Here is an 18177-nt window from a genome sequence, read left to right on the forward strand (position 1 = left end):
TTGTACGCAGTTTTAGATATAGAAACTACTGGTGGTAAGTATAATGAAGAAGGTATTACTGAAGTAGCCATCTACAGGTTTGATGGTCATGAAGTAACCGACCAATTCATCAGTCTTGTTAATCCTGAGAAACCAATTCAAGAGTTTGTTGTAAAACTCACGGGAATTAATAATAAAATGCTTAGAAATGCTCCTAAATTTTATGAAGTTGCTAAACGCATTATAGAAATCACTAAAGATTGTACTATAATAGCTCATAATGCTTCTTTTGATTTTCGGATTTTAAACACAGAGTTTAAACGTTTAGGATTTGATTATCAGAAGAATACGCTATGCACAGTAGAATTAAGTAGAAAATTAATTCCTGATGAAGACTCTTACAGTTTGGGCAAATTATGCAAATCTTTAGGCATTCCAATGAGCAATAGACACAGAGCTTCTGGAGATGCAATGGCCACTGTACAGTTATTTAAGCTATTATTAGACAAAGACAGTAACAAAGAAATTATTCAGCAATCCATCAAATATTTTGATAATAGAAATCTTAAGGATAAACTGAACTCTATTTTAGAAAATATCCCAGAGAAAATGGGTGTTTTTTACATCCATAATTCTCAAGGAAAAGTAATCTATTTAGGAAAGGGAAAAAACTTAAAATCTGAAGTTACTAGACTCTTTTTAAAAGAAAGTAAAAGAGCTCAAAAAATTCAAGAAAGAGTTCACAATGTCACTTATGAATTTACTGGAAATGAACTATTTAACAGATTAAGATATAATATAGAGTTAGACACTTTGCAACCTAAATTCAACTTTAGCAAAAAAAGAAAAAACACAAAAGAGAATTTCGCTCATAGCGATTTTATCCTTCAACATAAAGGTCGTGAGTTAGAAGAAAATGCAATTATTTTGGTTGAGAATAATGAAGTTGTTGGTTATGGTTTTACCAATTTATCGTTTCAAGAATCTCATTTAGATATTTTACGGTCTATATTAACACCTACAGAAAACAAACAGCTTGCTAAAAGCATTGTTAAGAATTACTTGAAAAACAATTCTGTTCCTCGTATTATTCGTTTTTAATTTTCAAATAGTTTTTTTAGATTGCTCTATCAATTAAAAAAACTATGAAAAGAATTATCCTATTAGTATCCTTATTTATTAGTAGCTTTTATTGTTCTTCTCAAGAAAACAGGTCTCAAAAAATGGGGAAAGTTTCTTTAGAAGAATTAAAAATGAAATTTTTCGAAAAAGACTCCAGTGTAGGAGCAGTTGTTTTAGATGAAAAGGTGTTTATATATTCCAATCCAAAAAAGTACTATAGCTATACTAGAGATTATTATGTAAGAATTAAGTTCTTCAACAAAGAGGAACTCGATAGAGCTAAGTTTAAAATACATGTTTTCAAACCAAGTAAATATTCTTCATATGTTAGAGTTGAAGGTATTTCTGATGTCAAAGGGATAACTTACAACTTATCAAATGATGGGAAAATTATCAAAGAAACTATGGATCCAAAAGATGCCATTATACAAAAGATTGATGATAATAACCATTATATTATCTATTTGCTTCCAAAAGTAAATGAAGGTTCTGTAATTGAATTTAAATATACATACACAACTAGAGATTCTTACATTCTTGACCAAAGGTTTCAATCTAATATTCCTAAGCTCAAGGTTGATTATAAATTATTAAATGCCACCAACTATGATTTTTACATAAGATTGAACGGTTTGCTTAAACCTTCATTCAAAGAAATTAAAATGAAAAAAAAGTGTATTAAAAATAAGCATGAATGCTATTATGTACATTATATTTTTGATTCTGTTCCTGCTTTCCATAAAGAAAAGTATATGACTAGTAGCGAAAACTTCATCTCTAAATTGACGTTTACCGAAGAGTTTTCTGTAAACTCGGAGGTAGGTGTAATTAAAGGTTGGAAAGCAATTGACAAAAGATTAAAATCAATTTATCTTTCAAGTATCAATAAGAGTAGCTTCTTTAAGAAAAGAATTCCCCAGAATTCAGTAAACAATGGCTCTAGGTTAAAAATAGCAAACGAAATATTTAAGTATATACAAAACCATTATGCATGGAATAAAAAAATTGGTTTGTATAAAAAAGTTAACTATAACAAGGCTTTTAAGGAGAAAGTTGCTTCTGTTTCAGAAATTAACATGTCACTTTTAAATGCTCTTAGAGCATATAACTTTGATGCTAATATAGGTTTATTGTCAACTAGAAATAATGGAAAGATTACAAAGTTGCATCCCACACCTAATAGCTTTAATTATTTAGTAGTAGCTATAGAAATTGAAGGAAAAAAATATGTTTTAGACGCTTCCAGAAAGAACATTTCTTTTGGACAATTGCCTTATGAATGCCTTAATGATGATGTCCGTATTTTTAATCTATTCAAAGACCATAATTATGGTGTTGGAAGTTATTGGCAAAAAATTAAGCCAATTTCGAACAACAAATCTTTGATAAAGTCAAGAATCGAGTTTATTCCTGAATCAGAAAAATTTGAAGGAAAAATCAGTATAAAAACTACTGGTTATTATGCGACAGATAATAGAAAAAAAATTAAAGAGACCAATAATGACCTTTACTTGGAATCTTTAGAATCTGAAAATGTAGATCTAGAGATTGAAAATTACAAGAATTTTTTTTTAGATGATGTTGGAAAAGCGTTGCAAGAAGAGTTTCATTTTAATTTATATTTAAATGATATTTCAACTTCTAATATAAAAGTAAATCCATTTCTACTGCATAGATATAAAACCAATCCTTTCAAAATGAAAGAGCGTTTATTCCCTATCAATTATGGACATAATCGATCAGAGATCTTTTATATTTATTTTATGATTCCAGATGGGTATGTTGTAATTGATTATCCTAAAGACATCAAATATAATTTACCAGGAAATGGTGGTAGTTATGTTCTAAAAGTAAAAAAAGACGAGAAAAAAATTAGCATACTCTCACAATTGCAAATCAACAAAGCTAAATACTTAGGAAAGGATTACAATGTTCTAAAAGAATTATACAATACAATGGTTAAAGCTCAAAGTTCGCATATAGTAATACAAAAGAAGTAATTTTAGGGGTTTTCCTGTTTTAAATACGTCAAATGACGTATTTTTTTTTTCTATATTTAATGAGACTTTTGAAAATCAACCTGTTAAAACTACTATCATGAAAAAAGTAAGCCTGATTTTAGCCTTCCTCCTATTTACTGTTTTCAATACTTTTTCTCAACAAGATGAAGATAGAGGCACCGGATTAGATTTTAGCCAAGAAAAGTACGAATCTATTCCAATGTCGGCTCCAATACTTACTCGGAGCTACACCAATCTTCCTAAAAGTTTTAGTCTTAAAGCCTACGCTCCCACTCCTGGAGATCAAGGAAGACAACCTTCTTGTGTAGGTTGGGCAAGTGGTTATGGTGCAAGAACAATTGCTTTTGCCATAAAAAATAATTGGAAGTACAACAAAACTAAAATTAATCAAAATGCTTTTTCACCTTCCTTTGTTTATAATCAAATTAAAGCCACTGGAGATAATAATTGTACTAGAGGTTCATACATAGCTGATGCTATGAAATTAATGAATAACTCAGGAATTTTAAAGAAAAGCGAATTTAGCTATAACCCAAATAACTGTACGACCAAACCTACAAGTTATGCGCTGCAAAAAGCTAAAAATCATAAAATTTTAACCTTTGAACGTTTGGCTAAATGGGACAATCCGTACAATTTAGTTGGAAAAGTAAAAAAGGCAATAGCCAATAAAAACCCTGTAGTAATTGGAATGTTCAGATACGGAAAATTGGGCGGTTTTGGTGAGCTATGGACTCCGCCAGCAAATGCTTTTGGAGGCGGACATGCAATGGTAGTTGTTGGATATGACGATACTAAATATGGAGGCGCTTTTGAAATTATGAACTCTTGGGGAACTCGTTTTAGAAATGGTGGTTTCTTTTGGGTTCGCTATAACGATTTTAAAAAGTATACGAAAACAGCCTACGTTTTGGTAGACAATGCCAAGTCTATCCCAAATAAAATAGACAATAACACTAATACTACCGTAACCAAATACTATAACCTTTCAGGAGAAATCACATTAAAATTAAGCAACGGTAGAAATATGATTCCAACTCTTTCTAGTGAAGCGAAGCGAAATTTTAATATTGTTAAAGCTGGTAATAGTAAGAAAATTAAAACTACCTACTCTATCGATAAGGCTTACTCTTCAGGAACTCAGTTTAGAATCTACTTAAAGAGTAAACAAAGAGGTTATGTTTATCTGATTGGTTATGGAGGCTCAGACAAATCTGTAAACAAATTATATCCTTTCGAAAATTTCAGCCCTTTCTTTAATTATACCAATAGTGAGATTGCTATTCCAAATGAAGATTATTATATAGAGTTTGATAACAAACCTGGGCAAGATATTTTATGCGTATTGTATAGCAAGGAACGATTAAACATCAATACCATTATTAGCAAAGTAAGATACGGTTCAGGAGATTTTGTTGCAAATATGAAGAAAGCCTTGCAATACAAAATGTTTAAAGGATCTGAATTAACTTTTGATTCTAATAAGATTGCATTTAAAGCATCTTCTAATTCGTCTAGTTCTAAAGTAGTTCCTATATTTATATCTGTAAATCACCAATAAAAAGATCATGAAACTTAAAACCATTATTGTATTCCTATCCCTCTTTATAGTATGCAGTTCAAACTTATGGTCTCAAACTTATGTCTATCAAGAAGAATTCGATAGTCAAGGAACCTGGACAAAAGGAAATAATGAAATTAGAGAGCTTTATGTTTCTAATGGCAAGTACTATTTTGAGCATAAAGAAAAACAAGGTAGTAGAGATTTTACTACACGTACTTTTTTTATAAATTTTTCTAAGGATTTTGAAATAGAAACCTCAATTTTAAAGATTTCTGGTGAACAAGATTATGGAATTTCATTCTTATTTGACTACAAAAGCAGTGATGATTATACCGAATTTGGATATACCGCTACAGGATATTATCGTGTTGCAGAGTCTAATAGTGGTACCTACTCAAATATCAAAAGTTGGACTGAATCTTCATATCTAAAAAAAGGCAATTACGCAACGAACAAACTAAAAATCAAAAAGAAAGGAAATAGAATTACCTTCTACATCAACGGATCTTATGTTTATGGAATGGATTTTAAAAAATTCAAAGGAAATAAAATGGGATTCCGTTTGTACAGAAATCAAAAAGTAGCAGTTGACTATTTCAGAGTTAAATATACTAGTTCAACTACAACATCAAATACAAATACAAGTTCAAAAACCATCTTGTTTGAAGGCTTCAATAACAACAATAATGATTGGGCTGAATCAAATACTTCTGACTATGAGTTAAAAATACAAGGTGGTGATTATATTATAGATAGAAAAACTTCTTCTGGCGGAACATCATCAAGTATTTATAAATACATCAATACATCTAGAGACTTTTACATCACTGCACAAATAAAAAAAGTAAGTGGTGTTCAAGGAAACGGTTTTGGAATTGTATTTGGAAGAAAAGATAAAGACAATCAGAATCAATTCTTTATTTCTGCTGGAGGTTCTTTTATTATTAACAAGTTTGTAAATGGAGAAAGAACCTATGTGAAAAACTGGACATCTTCCAGTCATATCAAAAAAGGAAATGGTCAATACAATTACTTAAAGGTACAAAAGAAAGGTAGTAAAGTTGAATTTTATATCAACAGTAAATTAGTGTATACAAGCTACTCAACAAAGTTCTATGGAAGTAGGACTGGATTTATTGTATACGATAAACAAAAAATATCGGTAGGATATTTAAGTATGATGTATACGAGTGGTGGTTCCACAACAAACACAAATACAACCAATACAACAACAAATACGAATACGCATGCTAGTAAAGAAACTATTCTTTTTGATGGATATACTTCTAACAAAAACAATTGGTCTACTTCTAAAAATCAAAATATTGATTTAGATATCAAAAATGGAAATTACTATTTTGACCATAAGAGAGATAAAGGAGGTTGGTCTTCTACCATTGTAAAGTATATAGATACTTCACGAGATTTTAAAATCTTAGCGGATATTAAAAAAGAAAGTGGAATTCAAAACAATGGTTACGGAATTGTCTTTGGTCGTAAAGATTCTAACAATCAAAATCTATTTTACGTCAGTGGCAAAGGAAATTACTGCATTAACAAAATGAAAAATGGTAAGGATAACTATTTGAAGCAATGGTCTCCTTCAAGCGCTATTAGAAAAGGAAATGGCGCATATAATGTTTTAAAAGTGGTTAAGAATGGTAGTAAACTTGAATATTACATCAATAATACCAAGGTATATACAGACTATAGCCCTGAGTTCTTTGGAGATCGATTGGGGTACATCTTGTATGACAAACAAAAAATATCTGTAGCCTACTTAAGTGTTGGATATTTAGATAAAAAGAAAACTACTTATAACACAAACACAAACGTAACGGATAATATTAGTAATTATACGTATAGTAATTCTGGTTATCACTTTAGCGATCAATTCAACAGTAATAGTAACAATTGGTTTATAGGTAGTGATGATAAGAAAGATTTTAGTATTAAGAATGGAAAGTACTATCTAAAGCATAAAAGAAATGAAAAAGGATGGGCCAGCTATGGCAGCAACTATATTGATACTAGTAAGGATTTTGAAATTGAAACAAAACTTGACAAAATAAGTGGTGTTAACAACTATGGATATGGTTTAATCTTTGGAAAAAAAGGTGATAGTGATTTCCGTTTTTATATTTCTTCTAGTGGTTATTATAAAGTAGCCAGAATGGTTAACAACTCTGAACAAGTTATTAAAAAATGGACGACTTCAAGTTATGTAAAAAGTGGTAATGCTAAATCCAATACATTAAAAGTCAAAAAAGAGAATGGTAAATACAAGTTTTATATTAATGGAAACTATGTTTATCAAACAGAATTTGAAAGTTTTTATGGTAATGACTTAGGTTTTGTTGTGTATAATAACCAAGCTGTAGCAGTTGATTATATTAGAATAAAATACTTAGGTACAACTAATACAGTTGTTACTAATAATAAAGTTCTAAGACTTCCATTAAACGAAAGTTTTTCTAGCAATACGAATGGATGGTCTATGGATAACGTAGATAACTACACATCAGGTATTAGTAATGGAAAATTGAACATTCATCGTAAGAAAGAAGGTGGAATTTTCATTAGCAAGGATATTAACATTGATACCAGCAGAGATTTCATTATCGAAACTTCCATTAGTAGACAAAAAGCTGGAGCCACAGGTTTATACGGATTAACTTTTGGACGTAAAAATTCAAGTAATGAATATACCTTCCTAATTAGCACAAATGGAAGCTACATGTTTAGGAAATTCGACAATGATAAATATGGTAAGATTATTCCTTTTACTTCAAATAGTGCTGTAAAAACAGGAGTTGGCGAAGCTAATAAAATCAAAATAGTTAAGTCCGGAAAATTACTACGTTTCTATATCAATGGTCAATATATGAACGAAGCTCCTTTCCAGAGTTTCTTTGGAACTAAATTAGGATTTACTGCCTATCATGAACAAAAGATTTCTATAGATTATTTGAACATAAAATACCAAACAAGCTCATACAACAACCCTCCTGTTGTTGTCATCACTGAGCCAGATGTAGATCTAAAGCGTGGGTTTAAGATTGTTAAGACAAAAAGAATTGAAGTAAGAGGAAAAGCTACTGACAAAGATGGTATCTATGAGATTTTAATCAATGGTGTAGATGCTACAGTAAATGAAGACGGTACTTTTTATGCAAGTGTTCCTTTAAAGATTGGAAGTAATGATTTGGTAGTAAAAGCAACAGACATTAAACAAGCTTCTTCAACAAAGACATTTAGAATCAAAAGAAAATCGCCAGAAGTTGATGTTGTAAAAACTGATGTTATTAAAAAAGAAGATCAGTTAGACATCGGTTTTGGGAAGTATTATGCCCTTTTAATAGGAGTTAGCGATTACAATGATGCTAGTAATGTTCCTGATTTAGAAGGATTACCAACAAAAGATGCTAAAGATTTAAAAGACTTGTTAGTTAGCAAATATAGTTTCGAAGAAGAAAATGTTGTTCTTTTAAATAACAGTCCTACAGAAAATCAAATCTTAAGAGAATTTGTAAAACTTAAGAAAAAAGTAACAAATAAAGACAACGTACTTATTTTCTATGCAGGTCATGGTATTTATGACGAAGCTACCGAAACTGGAAGTTGGTTACCTTCCGATGCTGACCCAGAGTACGGATTGAATATGATTAGTAATTCTACTATCAAAGATTATATCAAAGGAATCAACTCCAAACATACTCTATTAATTTCTGATGCTTGTTTCAGTGGAAGTATTTTTAAAACTCGTTCCTATAAAACAGCTCCTAAATCGATTACAAGAAAATTTGAACTCCCTAGTAGAAAAGCGATTACCAGTGGAACTCTAAAAACTGTTCCTAATAAAAGTGTATTCTTGAAATATCTTATTGATAGACTTAGAAACAACAACGAGTTATATCTAACTGCAAGAAGGATATTTGATCGTATTGAAGAACCCGTAATGAACAATAGTAAAAATGTTCCTCAATACGGAACCATTCAAGAAGTTGGAGATGAAGGTGGTGACTTTATCTTCATCAGAAAAAATTAATTTGTAGTATATTGTGCTATCAATTGATAATTCTTGAATCAAAATAAACAAAAAAAGACATCATATAAACATCGGCTTCATGAAATTATTTATGAAGCCGATACTCCATCTGGAAAACTCTTTGATGTAGTACTTCTCATAGCTATCCTAGCTAGTATACTCTTTGTAATGCTAGAAAGTGTTGAGAGTATAAATCAGAAATATGGTAAATTCTTAGATATTGCAGAATGGGTAATTACCATTCTTTTTTCAATCGAATATATTTTAAGAATCATCTGTATAAAAAAACCTTTAAAGTATGTTTTTAGCTTCTATGGAATTATAGATTTACTCTCTACAATTCCAAAATATATATCATTAGTCTTAGTTGGGTCACATAATCTAGCTGCACTTCGTGCACTCAGACTATTAAGAGTTTTCAGAATCCTAAAATTAGCACGCTATATTGGAGAATCTAACCGGCTTTTAGTTGCCCTAAGAGCAAGTAGAGCCAAAATAGCTGTCTTTCTTTTCTTTGTATTAATACTCTGTATCATTTTAGGAACAATAATGTATATGGTAGAAGGTTCTGAAAATGGGTTTACAAGCATCCCGAGAAGCGTTTACTGGGCCATTGTAACTTTGACTACAGTTGGATATGGAGACATTGCCCCTGGCACTCCTCTTGGACAATTGATTGCAAGTGCGATTATGATATTAGGTTATGCTATTATTGCTATTCCAACCGGAATTGTTGGTTCAGAAATGGTAAAAAACATTATCCATACCAACACACAAGCTTGTCCCAATTGTTTGAAAGAAAATCATCAAGATGGAGCTGAATTTTGTTATCATTGCGGTAACAAACTCAATGAATAAATGAGCGCATTAAATAAAACTCTTATTACAGTAATAGGCCCAACTGCTATTGGGAAAACCTCATTGAGTATTGAGTTGGCAAAACATTTTAATACTGAGATTATTTCTTGCGACTCACGCCAATTCTATAAAGAAATGAACATTGGAACCGCTGTTCCAGAACCTGAGGAACTAGCCGCTGCTCCACATCATTTCATACAAAATAGAAGTATTTTTGAAGATTACAACGTTGGTGACTTTGAAAAAGATGCTTTAAAAAAAATAGATGAGTTATTTGAAAAGCATGATGTATTAATTATGGTTGGTGGAAGCGGACTCTATGTAGATGCTGTCTTAAAAGGGTTCGACGAATTTCCTAAAGTAGATAAAAGTATTCGTGAAAAACTCCAAAATGAATTAAATCAAAATGGATTGTCTTCTCTTCAAGAAAAATTAAGAGAATTAGATCCCATAACTTTCAATAGCATTGCAATAGACAATCCGCAAAGAATAACAAGAGCATTAGAAATTTGTATCGGTACTGGTAAACCCTACTCTAGTTTTATAGGAAAAGCAAAAGACAAACGAAAATTCAATTCAATCAAAGTAGGTTTGAATGGTGACAGGGAGAAAATTTATGAGAGAATTAATCTTAGAGTTGATTTGATGATAAAAGCTGGATTAATTGATGAAGCAAAAAAACTGCATCAACATAAAAATCTAAATGCACTGCAAACGGTTGGCTATAGAGAATTGTTTTCTTTTTTCGACGGTGATTTCACAAAAGAATTTGCTATTGAAGAAATTAAAAAGAACACCAGACGATTTGCAAAAAGACAACTTACTTGGTTCAGAAAGGATTCAGAAATTCTTTGGTTCGACTTTAAAACTGAAAGACAAGAGATTATAAACTCTATACTCAAAAAACTTTAACGCTTTTTAAAGACGATTAAATTTTTGTACATCAAGCGCTTTTTTATCTTTGCTGCAAATTATTTAATAATTATGAAACTAAGAATACTAACTGTAGCACTTTTCTTAACAAGTATGTTTGCTACTGGACAAACAAAAGTAGGATCTATTGATTCAGATTTAATTGTTGGCTTAATGCCTGAAACGAAGAAAGTCCTATCAATGCTAAACTCATATGCTAAAAGATTAGACTCTTCTTATCAAATTAAGTTAGATGAGTATAAAGCTAAAGTTGAAAGTTTTCAAAAACTTGGGAAAGAGATTTCAGACAATTTTAAAAAGATCAAAGTTGAAGAATTAGCTGAAATGGAAAAAAAGCTACAATTAACTCAACAAAACGGAAGTAAATTAGTTCAACTTAAAAGAGATGAATTAATGCGTCCTTTATATAAAAAATTAAGAGGTGTTATTTCTGAAGTTGCTAAAGCGGAAGGTTACACTCAGGTTTTAACAATCTCAGGAAATGAATTTGCTTATGTTGATGAAAAATTTGACATCACTAAGAAAGTAATGACCAAACTAGGAATTAAGATGCCTGAACAAAATAAAAAGTAAAAAAAATATTTTGTAAAAAAGGGAAGCTTTTAGCTTCCCTTTTTTTATTACATATTCTGAGTATAGTAGTTATAATCTTTTAAAACTTTATCAATAAAGTCGATATCACTACTTTCTTCAGACTTTATTTGTGCTACTTCTTCTATTTTGTTTCTTAATTTAATTAAAGTCTTATAATCTTTTGTTCTAGAAGCAACAGTAAACGTATCCTTAATAATCCTAGCATCATTATCAGATAACTTTATTACGTTCGGGTATTTAGGAATATAATTGTCTGTTATTTCCTCTAAAATTGTTTGAGAAAACTTTGCATTGTCTTTTAAATAAATAACTACTGTGTTTGCAGACATGTCTCCTATTCTCTGATTCTTATTTGAAATTACTACACTAATAATTCCAATGCACTTACCTATTAAAAAAAGAACGATTATCAGACCTATATATTGATCCCATCCTAAAGCATAAGCATAAACAACAAGTATAAAAAACAAGTTAAAATCAACTATTCTTAAAAACCATCTAATCATATAATCGGTAATAGAAGGTTTAAATCCGCCTATATTTACCACTTTTATATTAAGTGCCTTCTTCCCTATTGTTTGACCATTCATTAAAGATTCTGTGTACAAAGAGTAAAATGTAACTGGCAAAGAGATTAATATATGAATAGCAGCTATAGACCACTCATCATCAGCCATAGCATTAATTACGTTCACAGGAATTACCCAATAAATAAAATATAAGTAAGCAAACTTAAGCACGTTGTCAATCAAAAAAGCACCGACTCTTTGAAACTCGCTAGCCAGTGTAAAATTGATATTTACATTTTGTGTTGTATTTATTTGGAGTGTTTTCATGCATTCATTATTTTAGCTTCAATGAGAGAGGTCGCTTTTATCAAGCAAAATAAAGAAAAATGGCTAGAATTTGAGAGAGTAATTTCAAATAAAGAGAAAAAAAATCCCGACGAATTAGCTGACTTACATATTAAGATCATGAATGATCTAGCTTACGCACAGTCATTCTATCCTAAAAGTAAAGTTGTTCCTTACTTAAATAAGTTAGCAAAAACTAGTTATTCTAAAGTATACCATACCAAAAGAGTTGACAAGAATCCTATTCTTTATTTCTTTTTTGATGAGGTTCCCTTGTTATGTTATAGATATCGAAAATATATCTATACAGCTTTTGCTGTATTTTTCGTATTCTTTTTTGTTGGCCTCCTTTCTACTTTTAATGATGAATCTTTCGCAAGACAAATTCTTGGAGATAGTTATGTAAATAAAACTCTAGAGAATATAGAAAGTGGAGATACTTTGGCTGTATATAAAGGTGGTAGCAATTGGGGAAGTTTTATTGGTATTTTTAACAACAACCTATGGGTTGGATTAAAAATGTTTCTCTCTGGATTATTTATCGGTATAGGAACAGGTGTTTATATTGTGTATAATTCAATTATGGTAGCTGTTTTTCAAGCCTTCTTTTACCAACAAAACACATTATGGGATAGTGTAAAAGGAATTTGGATTCATGGTACTTATGAAATTTTCAGTATGATTATAGAATCAGCTGCAGGATATATTATTGGTGCGAGTATATTGTTTCCTGGTACATTAAAGCGTTTTGAATCCTTTAAAACTGGGCTAAGAAATGCTTTCTTTATCTTTTTAAGCACCATACCTTTTACTTTTATAGCAGGATTTTTAGAAGGATACGTAACTAGATATTCCAATACAATGCCAACCATCTTTTGCTATTTGATTATTCTGTTTTGTCTGGTTACTATTTCATATTATTACTTTGTTCTTCCTTTTCAGGTTGCTAAAAAACATGGAAAACGATGATAAAGCATTTCTTTTCCATAACATTCTTATTGCTTTTTAGTTACTCATACTCGCAAACTAATTATGAGTTTACTATTGGTAATGATGATAAATCAAAAATTAGTATAGATACTAGTTTTGTTAAGAGTATAGAATATTCCAAAGAACGTACTTTCAAAAAGGAACTAAAAGACAAATACTCTGGGAAAGAATTTACATATGATGATTATGTTAAAGAATCTGAGCCAGACCCTATTGTTCCGGAAGTAAATACTGAAACATCTAATGGTTCTTCAGCAGCCTTTGGTTCTTTTATGTCAACTATTTTTCCAATATTACTAGGTATAGTTGTTGTTCTAATTGTTTTAAAAGTCTTTTTTAATTTAGACACTAGTTTTTGGAAAGTAAGTAAAGTTCAAAAAGAAGATGTAAAAAAACTGATAAGTGAAGAAGAAAACATCGATGAAAATGATTATGAAAAGCTTTTGCAACTAGCTGTCAAGAAAAAAGATTACAGATTAGCCACTCGCTATTACTATTTATCATTATTGAAAAACTTATCGCAAAAAAATCATATAGAGTATCATAAAGATAAAACCAATGCAGAATATCAATTTGAATTGAAAGACAAAAAAATGAGATCTGCATTTTCATACCTTTCTTATATCTATAGTTATGTATGGTATGGAGAATTTTCTATTGATGAATTCAAGTTTGCAATCATAGAAGAAAAATATCAATCATTTATAAAGGGTATCAAATGAAATTAAGAAGACTCTACATATGGTTGATGATTGCTCTTGTTAGTTCTTTACTTACTCAATGTAAAAAGACTAATTGGAATGAGAATTTCAAGGAAAAATCTAAAAGCCCTTTTGGAACTTATATTGTTTATAATGAGTTTGAAGAATTATTTGATTACAAAAAGAATCACCTTATAGATCAAAATATCTATGATTATCTAACAATAACATTTTTTGAAGAAGACTATAACTTCAACTATGTATGCATTAAAAACTCGGCTAGTAAAATTACTGATGATGGTGTAGAGCAACTACTCTATTATATAGAACAAGGTAGCAATGCGTTTTTCTCTTTAAATTATTTTAATTCAGCTTTGAAAGATGCCTTAGAAGTAGAAACAATAAATTTAGATCAGCTTTCATATTCTATTTCACATCTTAAAAACCTTAAAGGAAATCTAACATTAGAAAATAAAGACTTTGATGAGACTACTTTTAGTTTTGATAGAAATCTAAGAAGAAACTACTTTTCATCATTCAACAAGAAAAATACTGTTGTTTTAGGAACTCAGAATATTGACGGTAAAGAAAGGCCTGTTTTTATAAAAATATATCACGGTAAAGGAACTATTTATCTTCATACACAACCCATTGCATTTACAAATTATAATATGCTGAATAAAAATCATGCATATGCAGAAAATGTTCTCTCTTATCTTCCTGATGAAGAAACTTTATGGGACTCTCAAATAAAATGGAGTCGAATAGACAATTCTGGAGAAGATGATAAGGGAAATGCCAAATCAGTTTTCGTCTTTTTCTTGAATAATGAACCTTTAAAATGGTTTTTATATTTAGGCCTCTTTGGTTTGTTAATCTTTCTATTATTTAATGCAAGAAGAAAACAACGGGCTATTCCAGTTATTTTACCTCCAAAAAATTCAACTTTAGAATTTACGCATACGATTTCAAATCTTTATTTAAAGAATGAAAATCATAAGAGTTTAGTAGATAAAAAGATTCTATTCTTTTTAGAAAAAATAAGAACCCGTTATTTAATTGACACAAATAATTTAAATAAGTCATTTATAGAAAAACTGGCTTCAAAATCTGGAAACAACTTACACAATACAAAATACCTGATTAATACAATACTCGCCTTAAACAAAAAGGAAGAATGTTCAGAAGAAGATTTGATGGTATTAAATAAAATGATTGATAATTTTTTGAAACGAAAATAATATGGAAGAACAAAACGAAAATATTTCCAACGAAAACAAAGCATCGGAAGAAGTAAAAACAGATCAAAACGTTGAGTTTGAGAATCGTATCGATTTATCAGAGCTACAAGAAAGTATCTTTAAAATAAAAGAACAGCTTCATAAGGTAATTGTGGGGCAAAAAGACATGGTTGATCTATTATTGGTAGCAATGTTAGCCAATGGTCATGCGCTTATAGAGGGTGTGCCTGGTGTTGCGAAAACCATTACAGCAAAGTTATTATCTAAAACCTTGTCTGTAGATTTTAGTAGGATTCAATTTACTCCAGATTTAATGCCTTCAGATATATTAGGTACTTCTGTTTTTAATGTAAAAAACTCTGATTTCGAATTTAAAAAAGGCCCTATTTTTTCCAATATGATTTTAATTGATGAAATCAACAGAGCTCCAGCAAAAACACAAGCCGCTTTATTTGAAGTAATGGAAGAAAAGCAAGTAACTATTGATGGAACTACCTACGAAATGGGAAATCCTTTCATTGTTTTGGCTACTCAGAATCCAATAGAACAAGAAGGAACATACAGATTACCAGAGGCTCAGTTAGATCGTTTTTTGTTTAAGATTAATGTAGAATATCCAAATGCAGAAGATGAACTAGAGATTATCACAAGAGAACAACAACTTGAGAACACGCAAAAGCTACAAAAAGTAGATACTATTATTACTGGAAAAGATATTGAAAAGTATAGATCGCTTGTAAATCAAATACAAATAGAAGCTAACCTTTTAAAATACATCGCTGATATTGTAGTGAATACAAGAACAAATTCGTTATTGTTCTTAGGAGCATCACCAAGAGCAAGTATTGCAATTTTAGGAGCTTCAAAAGCTTTTGCGGCTATACAAGGACGAGATTTTGTAACTCCAGAAGATATTAAAAGAGCGGCAATTCCAGTATTACAACATAGAGTAATTGTAACTCCAGAACGTGAAATGGAAGGATTAACCAGTCAGCAAATTGTTCAACAAATCATTGAGTCTGTAGAAATTCCAAGGTAAACTAACAATGAAAAACCTATATCATTCTTTATTTTTAAATAACCGCTTATTTCTATTCTTAGGAATTAATGCAGGTCTATTTGTATTAGGTTTTTTTACTCCATTTATATTCATAGTAGCTAAAATCTTACTATGGGTTATTTCTTTACTAACTATCATAGATATTATTGTTATATACTCTGTGAAAAAGGGAATCACCTTAGAACGTATGTTGCCAGAACGTTTGTCTAACGGAGATAAGAATGCTATTCGATTAATAATAGAGAATAAATACAAGTTTCCGGCTCATATTTCTGTAATTGAAGAATTACCATTTCAATTTCAAAAAAGAAATTTTGTTTTTAGGATTGTTGTAAAACCTGAAAGAAAACAAAAGAGAATAGACTATGAACTTACACCAACTAAAAGAGGAATATACAACTTTGGCCATGTAAACATCTATCTAAGTTCACCTTTGCAATTGGCTACAAGGAAATATATACTTGGTGAAGAGAAAGAGTTAAAATGTTATCCATCATTTTTAAAGCTAAGAAGCTTTGCTATTAATGCATTTACAGATTCTAATACGTATGGTTCTAAGAAAGTACGTAGAATTGGTCATTCTTTAGAATTTGAGCAAATCAAAGAGTATGTGGCTGGTGATGATATTAGAACATTAAACTGGAAAGCTACCGCCAAAAGAAATCAATTGATGGTAAATCAGTATATCGAAGAAAAATCACAACCAATCTATTCTATTATAGACAAAGGAAGAACGATGCAAATGCATTTTGATGGTTTGTCTTTGCTAGATTACTCAATCAATGCTACGCTGGCAGTTAGTAATGCTGCGCTAAGAAAACAAGATAGAGCTGGTATGCTAACCTTTTCAGGTAAAGTGGAAGATATGATTGTTGCTGAGCAGAGAAACAAACAAATGAATTTGATTTCTGAAGCTTTATATAACATCAATACTAATTTTTCAGAATCAGATTTTAGTCAATTGTATAATGTTGTCAAAAGAAAAATAACCAATAGAAGTTTGTTAATTCTCTATACAAACTTTGAAACTATGGATGGTTTGAATAGGCAAATTCGTTATCTAAGAGCTTTGGCTAAGAATCATCTACTTTTGGTTGTCTTTTTTAAGAATACCGAATTGAATTCTTTACTAGAAAAAACTCCAAGAAATATTCAAGAAGTGTACGATACAATTATTGCCGAAAAATTCATGTATGAGAAAAAGCAAATTGTAAGTGAACTTAAAAAATATGGAATCCAATCTGTATTAACAAGACCTCAAGATCTTACCGATGATACAATTAATAAATACCTAGAATTAAAGTCTAGAGGGTTAGTATAAATTAGAATTATACACCGCCAATTTCATCAATAATATCAGGAGCACTTGGATTTCTTTGTTCCTCAATATCAAAGTAAATAAGGGCACTTAGAACAACACCAACAGCATGGAAAAAATAATTTATCAAATAAGACAACACCGTTAAAATCAAGAATACTGGATCTGAAAATAATTCTGTAGCGCTTACAGTATTTTCTATAGTAAAAAAATTAAAACCGTCAGTTCCAAATTGATAAATCATAGCAGGAAGATTTAAAATTATATTTAAAACGATAATTATTAAACCTGCTACTAATAAAACTCCAAACGTTTCCCACCAATTTCCTTTTATAAAATTGAATGCATCTCCAAAAGCGTCAAAAACTCCGAGGTTATTAAACATTAAAATGCTTGTAGAAACTGACAAAACAACTGCAAAATAAATTCCTGGTAAAAAACAAAACATAAATCCAACTGCCATAACAATTGCATTAAGGAAACTTAGCCCTAAAACAGAACCAAACTTACTTTTTGTTGTTTCTTGAATATCTTCATAATTTATAACACCTCTGTTAAACGCATATGATTTGATATAAGATAGCGCTGAATTTGATATGGAAGCATTTACAAGTATTAGCGTTCCATAATATCCTAGTAAGGATAGTAAAATGTTACCTGAGCTAAATAGATTTCCTGAATTTAAATAACTCGATTCCGCAACAGTAAAAGTATAATATAAAGCTCCAGCAATTGCAATAATCATAGGAATTATAGATGCCCTAATAATAGTAATGAAAAAAGGTTTCCCCTCTATTCGTAAGAACTTTACAGTATCAGAAATTAAAGCCCCTAAATCTCGTTGCTTTTTAAATTCTACATAATTTAAGTCATTCATAGTATAGCATTTTTAAG

General features: G+C 30.2%; 14 protein-coding genes. 12 read left to right on the forward strand and 2 right to left on the reverse strand.

The window, feature by feature from the left end; genetic code table 11:
* The 7 genes from AAON49_RS08035 to AAON49_RS08065 all read left to right on the forward strand — a co-directional run bounded on the left by AAON49_RS08035 (position 1) and on the right by AAON49_RS08065 (position 11098).
* Complete coding sequence (locus tag AAON49_RS08035) at positions 1-1080, forward strand: exonuclease domain-containing protein (protein WP_349553986.1); 1080 nt, start codon at positions 1-3, stop codon at positions 1078-1080.
* A 44-nt stretch (positions 1081-1124) separates the two neighbouring features.
* The gene (locus AAON49_RS08040) at positions 1125-3101 is read left to right on the forward strand and encodes a DUF3858 domain-containing protein (RefSeq protein ID WP_349553988.1); all 1977 of its coding nucleotides are present in this window, start codon (positions 1125-1127) and stop codon (positions 3099-3101) included.
* 97 nt (positions 3102-3198) lie between these two features.
* Positions 3199-4683, forward strand: a complete 1485-nt coding sequence (locus AAON49_RS08045) for a C1 family peptidase (RefSeq protein WP_349553990.1) — start codon at positions 3199-3201, stop codon at positions 4681-4683.
* A gap of 7 nt (positions 4684-4690) precedes the next feature.
* Positions 4691-8734 (forward strand): hypothetical protein, encoded by a 4044-nt coding sequence (locus tag AAON49_RS08050; protein WP_349553992.1) that lies wholly within the window; start codon positions 4691-4693, stop codon positions 8732-8734.
* 33 nt (positions 8735-8767) lie between these two features.
* Positions 8768-9592, forward strand: a complete 825-nt coding sequence (locus AAON49_RS08055; protein ID WP_349553994.1) for an ion transporter — start codon at positions 8768-8770, stop codon at positions 9590-9592.
* A complete protein-coding gene (miaA, locus tag AAON49_RS08060) occupies positions 9593-10504 on the forward strand; it encodes a tRNA (adenosine(37)-N6)-dimethylallyltransferase MiaA (protein WP_349553996.1) in 912 nt (303 codons plus the stop codon).
* Between the two features lie 72 nt (positions 10505-10576).
* Positions 10577-11098, forward strand: coding sequence for an OmpH/Skp family outer membrane protein (locus AAON49_RS08065; protein WP_349553998.1), 522 nt, complete (start codon positions 10577-10579; stop codon positions 11096-11098).
* Positions 11099-11145: 47 nt separating this feature from the next.
* On the opposite strand, the gene AAON49_RS08070 is transcribed toward AAON49_RS08065, so the two are convergent.
* Positions 11146-11955, reverse strand: coding sequence for an RDD family protein (locus tag AAON49_RS08070; RefSeq protein WP_349553999.1), 810 nt, complete (start codon positions 11953-11955; stop codon positions 11146-11148).
* 21 nt (positions 11956-11976) lie between these two features.
* On the opposite strand from AAON49_RS08070, the gene AAON49_RS08075 reads away from it, so the two are divergent.
* Genes AAON49_RS08075 through AAON49_RS08095 form a run of 5 tightly spaced genes read left to right on the forward strand, consistent with a single transcriptional unit; the run spans position 11977 to position 17286 of the window.
* Positions 11977-12942 (forward strand): stage II sporulation protein M, encoded by a 966-nt coding sequence (locus tag AAON49_RS08075; protein ID WP_349554000.1) that lies wholly within the window; start codon positions 11977-11979, stop codon positions 12940-12942.
* Positions 12939-13685, forward strand: coding sequence for a hypothetical protein (locus AAON49_RS08080; protein WP_349554001.1), 747 nt, complete (start codon positions 12939-12941; stop codon positions 13683-13685). Before AAON49_RS08075 ends, AAON49_RS08080 begins: the two co-directional genes overlap by 4 nt.
* Entirely contained in the window at positions 13682-14905 is a 1224-nt protein-coding gene (locus AAON49_RS08085; RefSeq protein ID WP_349554002.1) for a DUF4350 family protein, read from the forward strand. The genes AAON49_RS08080 and AAON49_RS08085 overlap by 4 nt, the downstream gene beginning before the upstream one ends.
* A 1-nt stretch (position 14906) precedes the next feature.
* The gene (locus tag AAON49_RS08090; protein WP_349554003.1) at positions 14907-15944 is read left to right on the forward strand and encodes an AAA family ATPase; all 1038 of its coding nucleotides are present in this window, start codon (positions 14907-14909) and stop codon (positions 15942-15944) included.
* Positions 15945-15951: 7 nt separating this feature from the next.
* Positions 15952-17286 carry a DUF58 domain-containing protein gene (locus tag AAON49_RS08095; protein ID WP_349554004.1) on the forward strand — a complete coding sequence of 445 codons (1335 nt, stop codon included), beginning with the start codon at positions 15952-15954 and terminating at the stop codon, positions 17284-17286.
* 7 nt (positions 17287-17293) lie between these two features.
* Here the strand turns inward: AAON49_RS08095 and AAON49_RS08100 are convergent, their stop codons facing one another.
* Positions 17294-18160 (reverse strand): hypothetical protein, encoded by an 867-nt coding sequence (locus AAON49_RS08100; RefSeq protein WP_349554005.1) that lies wholly within the window; start codon positions 18158-18160, stop codon positions 17294-17296.
* Positions 18161-18177 lie beyond the last annotated feature (17 nt).

Origin of the sequence: Pseudotenacibaculum sp. MALMAid0570, from assembly GCF_040151415.1 — a bacterium.
GTDB lineage: Bacteria > Bacteroidota > Bacteroidia > Flavobacteriales > Flavobacteriaceae > Polaribacter.